The sequence below is a fragment of the Streptomyces sp. NPDC001348 genome, assembly GCF_053597535.1.
On record NZ_JBSFIK010000032.1, the window covers coordinates 1 to 12,476 of the forward strand.

The 12,476-nt window shown below is 67.9% G+C and carries 13 protein-coding genes and 3 pseudogenes; 10 read left to right on the forward strand and 6 right to left on the reverse strand.

The window, feature by feature from the left end; all coding sequences use genetic code 11:
- The 4 genes and pseudogenes from ACWC21_RS28395 to ACWC21_RS28410 form a co-directional block, all read left to right on the forward strand.
- On the forward strand, nucleotides 1-4,632 hold a 4,632-nt coding region (locus ACWC21_RS28395; protein WP_450885771.1), incomplete at its 5' end, for a putative T7SS-secreted protein.
- Nucleotides 4,633-4,674: 42 nt separating this feature from the next.
- Nucleotides 4,675-5,118, forward strand: a complete 444-nt coding sequence (locus ACWC21_RS28400) for a hypothetical protein (RefSeq protein WP_450885772.1) — start codon at nucleotides 4,675-4,677, stop codon at nucleotides 5,116-5,118.
- Between the two features lie 82 nt (nucleotides 5,119-5,200).
- Complete coding sequence (locus ACWC21_RS28405; protein WP_450885773.1) at nucleotides 5,201-6,010, forward strand: hypothetical protein; 810 nt, start codon at nucleotides 5,201-5,203, stop codon at nucleotides 6,008-6,010.
- Between the two features lie 26 nt (nucleotides 6,011-6,036).
- A pseudogene (locus ACWC21_RS28410) lies at nucleotides 6,037-6,145 on the forward strand (aminotransferase class I/II-fold pyridoxal phosphate-dependent enzyme); the annotation flags it as partial.
- Nucleotides 6,146-6,188: 43 nt separating this feature from the next.
- Here ACWC21_RS28410 and ACWC21_RS28415 read toward each other — a convergent pair.
- Both ACWC21_RS28415 and ACWC21_RS28420 read right to left on the reverse strand, forming a co-directional pair.
- Complete coding sequence (locus ACWC21_RS28415) at nucleotides 6,189-6,452, reverse strand: type II toxin-antitoxin system RelE family toxin (RefSeq protein WP_450885774.1); 264 nt, start codon at nucleotides 6,450-6,452, stop codon at nucleotides 6,189-6,191.
- Nucleotides 6,445-6,714 (reverse strand): type II toxin-antitoxin system Phd/YefM family antitoxin, encoded by a 270-nt coding sequence (locus ACWC21_RS28420; protein ID WP_005483715.1) that lies wholly within the window; start codon nucleotides 6,712-6,714, stop codon nucleotides 6,445-6,447. The genes ACWC21_RS28415 and ACWC21_RS28420 overlap by 8 nt, the downstream gene beginning before the upstream one ends.
- 101 nt (nucleotides 6,715-6,815) lie before the next feature.
- On the opposite strand from ACWC21_RS28420, the pseudogene ACWC21_RS28425 reads away from it, so the two are divergent.
- Both ACWC21_RS28425 and ACWC21_RS28430 read left to right on the forward strand, forming a co-directional pair.
- A pseudogene (locus tag ACWC21_RS28425) lies at nucleotides 6,816-7,247 on the forward strand (aminotransferase class I/II-fold pyridoxal phosphate-dependent enzyme); the annotation flags it as partial.
- A 22-nt stretch (nucleotides 7,248-7,269) separates the two neighbouring features.
- Nucleotides 7,270-7,527, forward strand: a complete 258-nt coding sequence (locus ACWC21_RS28430) for a hypothetical protein (RefSeq protein ID WP_450885776.1) — start codon at nucleotides 7,270-7,272, stop codon at nucleotides 7,525-7,527.
- 447 nt (nucleotides 7,528-7,974) lie between these two features.
- On the opposite strand, the gene ACWC21_RS28435 is transcribed toward ACWC21_RS28430, so the two are convergent.
- Nucleotides 7,975-8,529, reverse strand: a complete 555-nt coding sequence (locus tag ACWC21_RS28435) for a Uma2 family endonuclease (protein WP_450885777.1) — start codon at nucleotides 8,527-8,529, stop codon at nucleotides 7,975-7,977.
- Between the two features lie 113 nt (nucleotides 8,530-8,642).
- Between ACWC21_RS28435 and ACWC21_RS28440 the strand changes: the two are divergent.
- The 3 genes and pseudogenes from ACWC21_RS28440 to ACWC21_RS28450 all read left to right on the forward strand — a co-directional run.
- A pseudogene (locus tag ACWC21_RS28440) lies at nucleotides 8,643-9,077 on the forward strand (aminotransferase class I/II-fold pyridoxal phosphate-dependent enzyme); the annotation flags it as partial.
- A gap of 145 nt (nucleotides 9,078-9,222) precedes the next feature.
- A complete protein-coding gene (locus ACWC21_RS28445; RefSeq protein ID WP_037676836.1) occupies nucleotides 9,223-9,480 on the forward strand; it encodes a type II toxin-antitoxin system Phd/YefM family antitoxin in 258 nt (85 codons plus the stop codon).
- A 10-nt stretch (nucleotides 9,481-9,490) separates the two neighbouring features.
- Nucleotides 9,491-9,751 carry a Txe/YoeB family addiction module toxin gene (locus ACWC21_RS28450; protein ID WP_450885778.1) on the forward strand — a complete coding sequence of 87 codons (261 nt, stop codon included), beginning with the start codon at nucleotides 9,491-9,493 and terminating at the stop codon, nucleotides 9,749-9,751.
- A gap of 320 nt (nucleotides 9,752-10,071) precedes the next feature.
- Here the strand turns inward: ACWC21_RS28450 and ACWC21_RS28455 are convergent, their stop codons facing one another.
- Complete coding sequence (locus ACWC21_RS28455; protein WP_450885780.1) at nucleotides 10,072-10,209, reverse strand: DUF397 domain-containing protein; 138 nt, start codon at nucleotides 10,207-10,209, stop codon at nucleotides 10,072-10,074.
- Nucleotides 10,166-11,080 (reverse strand): helix-turn-helix domain-containing protein, encoded by a 915-nt coding sequence (locus ACWC21_RS28460; RefSeq protein ID WP_450885935.1) that lies wholly within the window; start codon nucleotides 11,078-11,080, stop codon nucleotides 10,166-10,168. Before ACWC21_RS28460 ends, ACWC21_RS28455 begins: the two co-directional genes overlap by 44 nt.
- A 176-nt stretch (nucleotides 11,081-11,256) precedes the next feature.
- Here ACWC21_RS28460 and ACWC21_RS28465 point away from each other — a divergent pair, with 176 nt between their 5' ends.
- Nucleotides 11,257-11,739, forward strand: a complete 483-nt coding sequence (locus ACWC21_RS28465; RefSeq protein ID WP_450885782.1) for an ATP-binding protein — start codon at nucleotides 11,257-11,259, stop codon at nucleotides 11,737-11,739.
- Between the two features lie 93 nt (nucleotides 11,740-11,832).
- Here ACWC21_RS28465 and ACWC21_RS28470 read toward each other — a convergent pair whose 3' ends face one another.
- On the reverse strand, nucleotides 11,833-12,384 hold the full coding sequence (locus ACWC21_RS28470) for a YbjN domain-containing protein (protein WP_450885784.1): 552 nt from the start codon (nucleotides 12,382-12,384) through the stop codon (nucleotides 11,833-11,835).
- Nucleotides 12,385-12,476: the final 92 nt, after the last annotated feature.

A 12,476-nucleotide genomic window follows, 5' to 3' on the forward strand; every position in this document is an offset into this window, starting at 1 on the left:
GGCGAGGGCCTGGACTACGTCGGTGCGCACGACTGGGCCGACAGTGTGGAGGACTGGGGCGACGACATCGCCTCCGACCTGGGCGCCACCCCGGGCGAGCAGCAACTCGGCCAGACCGAGGAGGCCAACGAACTCGTCCACGGCAGTCCGGACAAGATCCGCGAGAGCGCCAAGCACCTGCACGATTTCCACGGGGCTTTCGACAAGGTGAGTTCGGGGCTGCGGAAGGTCGACTCCTCCGGCTGGCAGGGCGAGGGCGGTGACGCCTTCCGCGAGAAGTTCGGCGTGCACCCCGCCAAGTGGGCACAGGCGGCCGAGGCGTGCGGCGCGGCGGCGGGGGCGCTGGAGTCGTACGCGGACACCGTCAAGTGGGCACAGGGGCAGGCCAAGGAGGCCGTCGAGCTCTACAAGAAGGGTGTGCAGGCGTCCAAGGACGCGGTGGATGCCTACAACAAGAAGGTCGACGCCTACAACGCCAAGGTCAAGGCGAACCAGGACCCGGGCCCCAAGCCCGAGCCGTTCCACGACCCGGGCAAGGCCGACATCAAGGCCGCCGCCCAGAAACTCGCCGAGGCCCGCAAACAGCGCAACACCGCCGCCTCCGAAGCACAGGGCAAGGTCAAGGCCGCACTCGCCCACGCCCCCGCCGAACCCCCACCCCTGGACCGCCTCGGCAACGACTTCACCGACGGCTCGCAGGCCGCCGGCACCGAACTCACCCACGTCGTCGGCGGCGCCCTGAAGGGCACGGCCGGCCTGGTGAACTTCGCCCGCGGCCTGAACCCCACCGACCCCTACAACCTCACCCACCCGGCCGCCTACATGCAGAACGTCAGCATGACGCTCTCCGGACTGGTCTCCACCGCCGCGCATCCCGAACGCGTCGTCCAGGCCGCCGTGGACGGCTTCAAGAAGGACCCCTCCGAGTTCGTCGGCCGCCTCATCCCCGAACTCATCGGCACCAAGGGCGCCGGACTCGCCCGCGGCGGACTCCGCCTCGCGCTCAAAGAGGGCGCGGAGGGGGTGGCGGAGCAAGGGCTGCGCAAGACCGCCCGGAACGCCGTGGAGGAGGGAGCCGAGGACGTCTCCAGGCGACCGGGTGAAAAGGTCTGCGCGAAGGACCCCGTCGACGTCGCCACCGGCCGGATGGTGCTGCCGCAGACCGATGTCTCTCTCCCTGCTGCCCGCCTGCCGCTTCAGTTCAAGCGCCAGTTCGAGTCGTCCTACCGCCTCGGCGGCTGGTTCGGCCCGACCTGGTCCTCCACACTCGACCAGCGGCTGGAGATCGACGCGGAGGGCGTGGTCTTCGTCGGCGAGGACGGCCTGACGCTCGCCTACCCCCACCCGGCACCGGGCGTGCCGACCCTGCCCGCCCACGGCCCGCGCTGGCCCCTGGACCGCACCGACGACGGCTACACCCTCACCGACCCGGAGTCGGGCCAGGTACGACACTTCGCGGACCGCTCCGACACCCTGGCGTTGCTCGACCAACTCGACGACCGCAACGGCAACTGGATCACCTTCGAGTACGACGCCGGCGGTACGCCCCGGCAGCTCACCCACAGCGGCGGCTACCGCCTGCTGCTGTCGACGACCGATGGCCGAGTCACCGCTTTGCACCTGGCCGGTGGCGCACCGGACGGCGACGACCAGGAACTGCTCCGCTACGGCTACACCGACGGCCACCTCACCGAGGTCACCAACTCCTCGGGCCGCCCGACCCGCTTCGGTTACGACGAACTGGGCCGCATCACCTCCTGGACCGACACCAACGACAGCCACTTCACCTACACCTACGACCACCAGGACCGCTGCACCCACCAGTCGGGGGCCGCCGGCCACCTGCGCTCGACCTTCACCTACTCACCGGCCGACGGAGAAACCGGCGAGCACACGACGACCGTCACGGACTCGTTCGGCCACACCACCCGCTACCTGATCAACGAACGCCGCCAGGTAATCGCCGAAACGGACGCATTCGGCGCGGTCACGCGCTACCAGCGCGACCGCTACAACCGGCTGCTGTCCCAGACGGATCCGCTGGGGCATACGACGACGTTCCGCTACGACGAAGCCGGCAACGTGCTCGCCGTGACCCGCCCGGACGGGCGTGAGACACGTGCGGAGTACAACGAGCTCGGGCTGCCTGTGAAGCTCGTCAACCCTGACGGCACGGTCATCCGCCAGAGTTTCGACGAGCGCGGCAACCGAACCTCGGTGACCGATCCGGCAGGCCGGACCAGCCGCTTCGCGTACGACGCCGCAGGACATCCGACCGGCGTGACCGATCCGCTCGGCCACACCACCACCTTCCTCTGCGACCGGGCTGGGCTGCCACTGGCGGTAACCGATCCGCTGGGAGCGGTGACCCGCTACGAACGCGACGCCTTCGGCCGCCCCGTGTCGATCACCGATCCGACCGGTGCCACGGATCATCTGGAGTGGACGGTGGAGGGCCGGCTGTCCCGCCGGACGGCGCCGGACGGCGCCGAGGAGTCGTGGACGTACGACGGCGAGGGCAACTGCATCAGCCACACCAACCCCATGGGAGCTGTCACCCGCTTCGAGTACACCCACTTCGATGTGCTCGCCGCCCGCACCGGTCCGGACGGGGTGAGCCACGAGTTCACCCACGACACCGAGCTACGCCTGACCAAGGTCACCAACCCGATGGGGCTCACCTGGAGTTACGAGTACGACGCAGCCGGGCGGCTGGTCATGGAGACGGACTTCGACGGCCGCACGCTGACCTATACCCACGACGCGGCGGGCCGGCTGGCCTCCCGAACCAACGCCCTCGGGCAGACGGTCACCTTCGAGCGCAACGAGCTGGGTCAGGTGCTCCGCAAGGACGCGGACGGCCGGGTCACCGTCTACGGCTATGACTTCACGGACCAGCTGGCACAGGCGACCGGCCCGGACGGCATCACGCTGACGGTGCTGCGGGACCGATTCGGCCGGGTGCTGGAGGAGGCAGTCGACGGCCGCCGGACGAGATACGCGTACGACGAGCACGGACGCCGTTCGGGCCGCACCACACCGTCCGGTGCGACAACCACCTGGTCGTACGACGCCATCGGGCGCCGTAACCGCCTGGTCGCCTGCGGCCGGACCATCGACTTCGCCTACGACGAGCTGGGCCGGGAACTGACCCGCCGCTTCGGCGAGACGCTCACTCTGGAGCACGCCTTCGACGCCCGGGGCCGCCTGACCAGGCAGGCGCTGACAGGCACGGACGGCCGCACGGTGCAGCAGCGGACCTACACCTACCGTGCCGACGGGCACCTGGCCGGCGTCGACGACCACCTGTCCGGCTCCCGCCGCTTCGACCTGGACACGGTGGGCCGGGTGACAGCCGTGCACGCGGCCGGCTGGAGCGAGACGTACGCCTACGACGAGGCGGGCAACCAGACGCAGGCGGCCTGGCCTACGGGCCACCCCGGCCAGGAGGCGGTGGGCGCCCGCACCTACGCGGGCACCCGCCTGACCAGCGCGGGCAGTGTCCGCTACGAACACGACGCCTTGGGCCGCATCACCCTGCGCCAGAAGACCCGGCTGTCCCGCAAACCCGACACCTGGCGCTACGAGTGGGACGCCGAGGACCGCCTCGCCCAGGTGACCACACCGGACGGCACGCGCTGGCGCTACATCTACGACCCGCTTGGCCGCCGCGCGGCAAAACTCCGCTTGGCGGAAGACGGTGAATCGGTCGTCGAGCGGATCGACTTCAGCTGGGACGGCACGACCCTCTGCGAACAGACCACGACATCCACCGCCCTTCCGCATCCAGTCACCCTGACCTGGGACCACCACGGCATGCGCCCGGTCAGCCAGACGGAACGGATCACCGCGGCCGACGCGCCCCAGCACGAGATCGACTCCCGCTTCTTCGCCATCGTCACCGACCTCGTCGGCACGCCCAGCGAACTCGTCAGCGAAGGCGGTGAGATCAGCTGGCGCTCCCGCAGCACGCTCTGGGGCACCACCGCATGGCCGTCGAACAGTTCGACGTACACACCACTTAGATTCCCCGGCCAGTACTACGACCCCGAAACGGGTCTTCACTACAACTACTTCCGGCACTACGACCCGGAGACCGCCCGCTATCTCACCCCCGATCCCCTCGGCCTCGCCCCCGCCCCCAATCCCGGCACGTACGTCCACAACCCGCACACCTGGTCCGACCCCTACGGCCTCACTCCCTGCCCGCAGGGCGAAAAGAGCAACCCCTTCAAAACCCGTGAGGACGCGGAGCGGGCGGCCTATGATCTCGCCGGTGTTCCCTACGGGGAGGAGCCGATCGCCCAGTGGGTCGTGACCGGGGAAAAGGATCTGAAGCACGTGCCCGGTCATGTCTATTCGCCGGATCCCGCACACTGGGGCAATTTCCGGCAGTTCGAGACGGAAAGCGGCTCACGTGTGGTCGTCGAGCACACCCACGACCCGGCGGGACCGCACTTCCATGCCGGAAAGCCGAAGGTCGACGACACCCGCGAGCTCGTCAATTTCGGCTGGGACAATGCACGTGTGCAGCGGGGCGACGGCAGCTGGGGCTACCCGGAGAACATGGAGAGGTATGCCAAGATCAACAAGCCTGGTGGGGACCATCACCTCTTCTACGAAGGCAACTGAGAACGCGGAAGACAGCCGAGATGACAAGCGAAGGGTTGAAGGGTGACGAAGGAGCAGGAGAAGCCCGAGTGGCAGGATGTCCTGGAGCGCTGCGGTCTTCAGGTGCTGGAGAACGCGACGCAGGACGCCCCACCGGTGCGGTCTGCCATCTACGCCGTCACCGGATTCGAGGTCGAACCGGTCGCCACCATCCCCGCCTCGTCCCCTGACGCCGCCGCCGAACTGGACGCGAAGTGGCACTTCCACGCCTCAAGCGTTTCGCTCTACGACGACAACGGAGAATTCCTCATCCTCCCGCCCGTCTCGGGGGGCAGTGAGATCGGCTGGGTGAGGGTCAAGGACACCGTCGGCAGGAACCTGCCCTCACGTGTCGCAAAGGTGACGGGTTCCCCCGAGTTCCTCGCTGTTTCGACCGACGGCCGGCACCTGTGCGCCGCCTCGGTGGAGGAGTACGACTACTGGGTGGTGCTGCACGCGTTCTCGTGAGCAATCGCTCGGACTTCCATGAATCCCGGAAAAATCGACCAGGCCAATCTGCGTGAGCACATGCCCCGCAAGGTTTTCTGTGGTGACACGTTCAGAACACGAACAAGCAGCCGACCTCTCGGCCGTGCTCGGTGCGGACGGCAACTTCGCCCCGTCCTGGCTGCGAGGCAAATTGGTGACTCCTGTTCCTGTGGGTGCGGAGATCGATGTGGCGTTGGCTCATCGGGTTGCTGCAGGCTGCCGCGCTGTGAGGACTTCACACATCCTCTGCTCGGACCTCTCCCACAACGCCGATGTACTCACCGGCACGACGTTCCGGCTTCCTGCTGACGCAGATTGCACCGGGATCCACCCGCCCCGCCTGCTCTGGACGCCCGCCCTACAAGGAGCCGTCCTCTTTCCGGAAGCGGGTTACGCACTCATCGCGGGAAGCGCCGGCTTCATAGCCGCGACAGTCGGCGAGAGTGTGGACACTGCCCGCACGCGCTTCGGCCGTTACGCGCGCCGCCTCTCCGAGCGCCACCCCGCTCTGCCGAGCGTGGCAGCCACTTATCCACCCAAACACCCGGCCTGGTCCTCCCCCGAAGACGTTGATCCGGAAAGTGCGGCAGCGCGGCAACTGGCTCTGCTGGACGCATTCACCGATGGGACCAGCAGTGCACCGGACTTCGCACATGACTGGTGGGAAGCCCGGCGCGCTTCCCTGGCGGACGGGGAACGGGTCCAGGGGCCGCTCGGCGATCTCTTCGACCGGGTGTTCATGCTCCTCGAGGACTACTCGGTCGGCCCTGACATCAGGGAACCCGGTGATCTCGATGACGCCGAACTCAGGACCGCCATGAGCGAGGCCTGGGACACCTTTCGTCACTCCGGGACCGACCTCGGTGGCTGAAGGCGGCCCGCCGGCTTGTGCCGATGTACGACCACCGGGAGGCCGGCGCCCCGTTCGTTCGTGCGATTCGCGTTCTGCAAGCAGATGGGCGTGCTGGAAGAGGCCATCTCCCGGCTCAGGAGGCTGGCCGCGTGATGCCGTGAAGCCGTACGCCCCTCGCCGCTTCGCCCAGGAGCGCTCAGGTGTCGTAGACGGTGGAGCGATGCCCGACGTGGACGACCCACACCACCAGTTCGCCGTTGTCGATCGTATAGATCACGCGGTAGTCGCCTACCCGTAGGCGGCGCCGCTCGGGCTGGGACACGAGGGCCGTGGTGTTGAACCCCGTCGGGTCGCTCTCCAGCTCAGTCAGCTTGGCCAAGATGCGGAGGGCCATGGCTCGCGGGGCCTTGCGCAGTTCGGCCTGAGCCTCGGCTCGGAAGACGGTGCGGTACTCACTCACTGCGTGCCAGCGTCTCCCTCATGATGTCCTCGATCGGGATGCCGGGTGCCGGGTTGGTCATGCGCTCGTCGATGATCCGGTTGATCTCGCGCTCTTCCCACTCCTGGTACTTGCGCAGCACCTCGATGGACACCACGGCGGCGACCTGCTTGCCGCGCCGGGTGATGACGGTAGGGACATCGTCCCGGTCGGCCCGCTCCACGACCTCGGCCAGGTGTGCCCGGACATCGCGGATGGACTCTATGGGCATTGGCTGTGTCATGCATCCAAGGGTACCAGGTGTCCCATGTGTACACAACGACTCGCTGCCGCTCGGCGGTGTAGCCCTGTGGGCCCGCATGCCAATGAGGGCGTGAACGCGGAGTCGGCTGGGTGACGGCGGCGCCCGGGCTGGTGGCGGCGGTGCGATCGGCCAAGCAGTTCCTGACGTACATGGCGTCGGGCCCGTTCCAGTACGCGGTGGCGGAGGCGCTCGCCCTTCCCGACTCGTACTTCGCCGACTTCCACGCGGACATGCTGGCCAAGCGGGACCTGCTCTCGGCGGGGCTGGCGGATGCCGGTTTCCGGGTCTTCAAGCCCGCCGGCACGTACTTCGTCACCACCGACATCCGTCCCCTCGGCGATGGCGACGGCTTCGCCTTCTGCCGTGCACTGCCCGAGCGCGCAGGCGTCGTCGCCATCCCGAACGCCGTGTTCCACGACCACCGTGACGCCGGAGCCCCCTTCGTACGGTTCGCGTTCTGCAAGCAGACACAGGTTCGGGACGAGGCCGTCAAACGGCTGCGGGCAACGTGACACGCATGAGGGGCGTCAGTATGTGACCAACCATCTGACGGAGGCTACGAAGCAGCCGTTCGAGCGGACCTTTACGAAGGAATGGGATGGCGGAAGCGGTGAGTTCGGGGTCACCAACTCCGTCCTGCACGGTCCGCACGGGGCCCTCGGAGTGGAAATTACCTGGGAACTTCTGCCCGACGGCGGGCGTAGACTCTCAACGGTGATCTTCCGCGGCAGCGGACCGAACGTGAGCATTCACGGCAGTCTGCCGCACTGGCCGCCGTACAGTGGAAAGTGAGGGTACGGGTTTTATGTATCGGGAATTCCTCGTCCCCAGCGACGAAGACGTCCTGGACGCGATCGGCGAGTGGCCGGATACCGATGAGAATGGGGCGCGCGTTCTCACCTGGCACAGCAGTGACGGGGCATCTCTCGTTTTCTCTTACGACGCCCTCGAAAGGTCGGTGAGGGTGCGCTGGACGAACGGGCGAGGCGACGAACTCCTGGATGTCTACCGCGAGAGCGCGACACGCCTCACCTTCTCGTCCACCCCTTCGGCCACACATGCCACGGTCGAGTTCACCATGGGGGAATGCGCGGGAACACTGGAAATCCAGGTGGCCCCACAGCTGTCCGTGCGGGACCGTCTCCTTTTCCATTGACGTTCCAGTGAGAAGCATCGGCAACCCGGCTAGGCGCCTGGATTCGTGACATGCCCCCTGCCGACGCGGCCGCCGGGGTTTCGTCAGCGGGTGTCCCCCTCGGGCTCCGGGCGCGGGAGCTCGTCGAGGTCGAGGGTGAAGGTGCGGCCGTCGGCCAGGGGAATGGGGAGCTTGCCCGTGCCGTACTTGTGGGTGTGCGCCGCGATGTAACCGGTGGCTGTCGGCTGGGTGTGCAATACGACTTCCTGGGCGTACGGGTCCACGACCAGGTAGATCGGGATGCCGTAGCGGCCGTACTTCGCGGTGCAGTCGTCGTAGTCCTTGCGCGCCGAGGAGGTCGAGACGACCTCGGAGATCAGCAGGACGTCCTCGAAGCTGTAGCGCTTACCTTCCTTGCGCGCGTCCTCGCGCAGGATCGCCAGGTCCGGGGCGGAGTTCTCGTCGGCGGGGAAGTCGATGTAGACATCGGAGGTGACCTTCGCGTGACGGCCGAGAGCTAGAGCGGAGTCGATCTGCATCGACCTGATGGTGCTGGAGTGCTCTTCGCTCTGCGGGGTCATGATCACCTTTCCGTCGGCCCCGAACAGGACCGTGTATCCCTTGGGGAACTCGGTGTGCACGATCGCGTCGACGCTCATGGACGGCTCCTTCCCGTGTGTGGTCAGGATACGGCGGACAGCAGCCTGTCACCGCGTCTGGTGGTACGGGTGTGCCCGGTCCGGACCCACGCGAATGGGTGTGTGAACGCGGAGTCGGCTGGGTGACGGCGGCGCCCGGGCTGGTGGCGGCGGTGCGATCGGCCAAGCAGTTCCTGACGTACGTGGCGTCGGGCCCCTTCCAGTACGCGGTGGCGGAGGCGCTCGCCCTTCCCGACTCGTACTTCGCCGACTTCCACGCGGACGTGCCGGCCAAGCGGGACCTGCTGTCGTCGGCGGGGCTGGCGGACGCGGGCTTCCGGGTCTTCCGGCCCGCCGGCACGTACTTCGTCACCACCGACATCCGCCCCCTCGGCGAGGGCGACGGCTTCGCCGTCTGCCGCGCACTGCCCGAGCGGGCGGGTGTCGTCGCCATCCCGAACGCCGTGTTCTACGACCACCGGGAGGCGGGCGCACCTTTCGTACGGTGCGCTTTCTGCGAGCAGACACAGGTTCTGGACGAGGCCGTCAAACGGCTGCGGGCAATGTGACACGCATGAGGGTCGGCCGAGATCGCTACGTCGTCGGCAGCCGCCGCTTCGCGCCCGGAGGCCGCCCGGTGACGGCCGTCACTCTGGCGATTGCCACACCACAGGCATAGACGTACAATATCTTGTACGTCAAGGAGGGTTGATCGTGAAGACCATGACCTATTCGGAGTCGCGCGCGAGGTACGCCGAGGTACTCAACTCCGTCACCGACGACCGCGAAGAAGTCGTGATCACCCGGGCCGGACATGAGCCGGTCGTCATCGTTTCCCTTGAGGACTACGAGTCCCTGAAGGAGACGGCGTACCTGCTGCGAAGCCCGGCCAACGCCCGGCGCCTGCTCGCGTCCATCGACGAGCTGGAAAACGGCGGCGGCACCGTACGCGAGCTGGCGACCGACGAATGAGAGCCACGCGTTGAAGATCATCTTCTCCTCCCGTGCCTGGGAGGACTACCTGTGGTGGCAGCTTCAGGACCGGAAGATTCTTAAGCGCATCAACACTCTCATCGCGGACATCACCCGGAACGGCAACGAGGGGATCGGCAAACCGGAGCCGCTCAAGCACGGGTTCCAGGGCTACTGGTCACGCCGTATCAACGACGAGCACCGATTGATCTACAAGGCCACCGAGGACGGCGTCCTGATCGCGCAGTGCCGCTACCACTACGAAAGCTGACAGGGCTCGGGGGCGGGCACAGCACCTCCGTGTGCGACAAGCAGACCGTCTCTTCCTGATCGGTCAGGCCCTCGATCGGGATGCCAGTCCCGGCCGGGGGCCGTCGTCTGTGTGCGGTTGTCGCCGCGAACGCAACCGTCCGCATCCCGCGCCTGCAAGCCGGTCACCCGGACGGGTGACGCGTGCCCTGCGGCCGGGGAGGGTGGGTGGGCGGGTAGTTCTTTCCCCCGGTTCTTTCAGGAGGTCAGTGGCCCGCCGGGCCCTCACGGACAAGGGCCCGGTGAGCCCGGAAGACGGACGGCGGCCGGGGCGCGGCTGCCTCAGGGACGGTGCTGCCCGGCCTTCAACCCGCCTATGAAGGCTTCCCAGGAGGCGGCTTCGAAGCACAGTGCCGGGCCCTGCGGGACCTTGCTGTCACGGACGGGGACGACGGCCCGGAGTCCGTCGGCCACCTCCACGCAGTTGCCGCCCTCCTGATTGCTGAAGCTGCTCTTGCGCCACGCGACGCCGTTCAGATCGGGACGGGACCTTCGCTCCACGGTGGTTGCCCTCCATCACGGATCGGATCATGTCGAGCGACATGAGCGGGGGCAGAGCTGCCGCCCGCAGCCGATCGTAGGTCAGCGCGAAACTCCTGACCTCGTCCGGATCCTCGACGAGTTGGCCGTAGTGCGCGCCTTCGGTGTAGGCGATCTCCGAGCCGTCCGGCATGGTGAGCACCGTCAGCGAGCCGCCCATGACATCGTGCTCGCCCTGGTCGAACGGCAGTACCTGCAGGGTGATGTGCGGTTCCGCCGTGGTCCTGAGCAACCGCGCCAACTGCTCACGCATCACGGTCTGGCCGCCGACGGGACGCCTGAGTACGGCCTCGTCGAGGACCACCCACAACTCGGGCCGCTCGGGCCCCCCGAGGCGCTCCTGTCGTCCTATGCGCAGGGCTACGCGCTCCTCCAACTGCTCTTTGCTACCCAGCGTTCGGCCGACACTCAGCACCGCCCGCGCGTAGTCCTCCGTCTGCAGCAAGCCTGGCACCACATGAGCCGCGTACTCGCGGATGGCCACCGCCCGCTCCGAGCACTCCATGAACCTCCGCGACCAGTCCGGAAACGCCTCCCGGTACACGTACGGCCACAGCTCCACCAGCAGGTCGTCCGCCCCCAGCACCGCGTCCAGCGCCCGCGCCAGCTCCAGCGTCGGTTTCGCGCCGGACGCCCGCTCGATCTGGGTGATCCGGGTGCTCACCACGTGGACCGCGTCGCCGAGCTCGGCCTGGGTCAGCCCGGCCGCCGTACGGAGCCTGCGTACCCGTGCGCCGAACAGGGCCGCCATCGACGCGCTGGGGTCAATTCCGTTGGCCAAAGCGTCACTTCCGTTCCTTATGGCCTGAAAAGTAAGGCTGTGTCACCTGTCGAGCGTAGGGCGATCGGACGACTCTTGAGCACGGAACGTGATGACTCGTGCACCCCACGAGACAGCTCAGCTCGACAGACAAGGACGGACAGCCCGTGTCGACAGGAACGACAGGAACGACAGGAACGACCACGCCGGGACACGGGCCGCGCGAACTCCCCTGTTGCAGCGAACAGTTCCCCTCCTCACCCCGAGGTGCGCAGCTCGCGCGCCGCCTGGCCGTCCGGCGCATGGAGGAGTGGGGTCACCCGCCGGCGTCCGACGTGTCGTGCGCGGTCGCCCTCGTCGTCGGCGAGCTCGCCGCGAACGCCGTGCGGCACGGCCGGGTGCCCGGACGCGATTTCGGCCTCCGGCTCGCCCTCGACCCGACGGCGGGCCTGGTGCGTGTCGAGGTCACGGACGCCGCCTCCGAGAAGCGGCTGCCCGCGACCCCGCCGTCGCCGCACCCCGACGGTGAGTCCGGCCGGGGGCTGCTCCTGGTGGACGTCCTGGCCGTGCGCTGGGGGTCGGTGCCCCGTCGGCCCGTGGGCAAGACGGTGTGGGCGGAGGTGAACCTTGAGGGGTCAACTTCTGTGTGACGCCGGGGATACGACGTGAGCCCGGCCGGGGGCACACGCGGCCGTACTGGCCGGTGCCCTGGCCGGGCTCTGTCACCCGTGGGGACGAGGGGGCTACTCCTCGCCGTCCGCGTCGCCCTCGGAGTCGTCCTCGGACGCGTCCGCCTCGTTGACCTCCTGCTCGAGGCCGAGCTGCTCGACCAGCCACTTGTCGAACTCGATCGCGGCCCGCACCCAGCTGACCGTGGAGGAGACGAAGTGGTTGAGGTCGACGCCGGTGCCGATCAGCATCTGCGCCTCGCCGATGAGGCGGACGGTGCCGTCGTCGTGGGTGTGGCTGTACACCTTGGGCCACAGGGTGCGCCGGTTCCAGTCGTCGATGGACTCCAGCAGCTGCGGCTTCTCGTCGATCTTGTGGGGGCGGTCGTAGAAGGTCCGCACCGAGAAGACGGCCTGGTCGGCCTCTCCGCGGAACATGAAGTACGTACGGAACTGCTCCCACGGCGCCGCGAGGTCACCCTCGTCGTCGACGACGTACTTGAGCTCCATCTGGTCGAGGAGCTGCGTCACGAGATCCTGATCCGGGACGACGGGGCCCTGCGGCCCTTGGGGCTGCGGGTCGGGCTGGCCCCCGAAGTTCGGAATCGAGGACGGGTCGATGGTCACCGTGAATTTCCCTTCGTACGGATTCCGCCATCCTCCCTCATCCGGGGAGGGGGGTGGCAAGCCCCGTCGGGGGCTGTCAGCCGTCGGCTGAT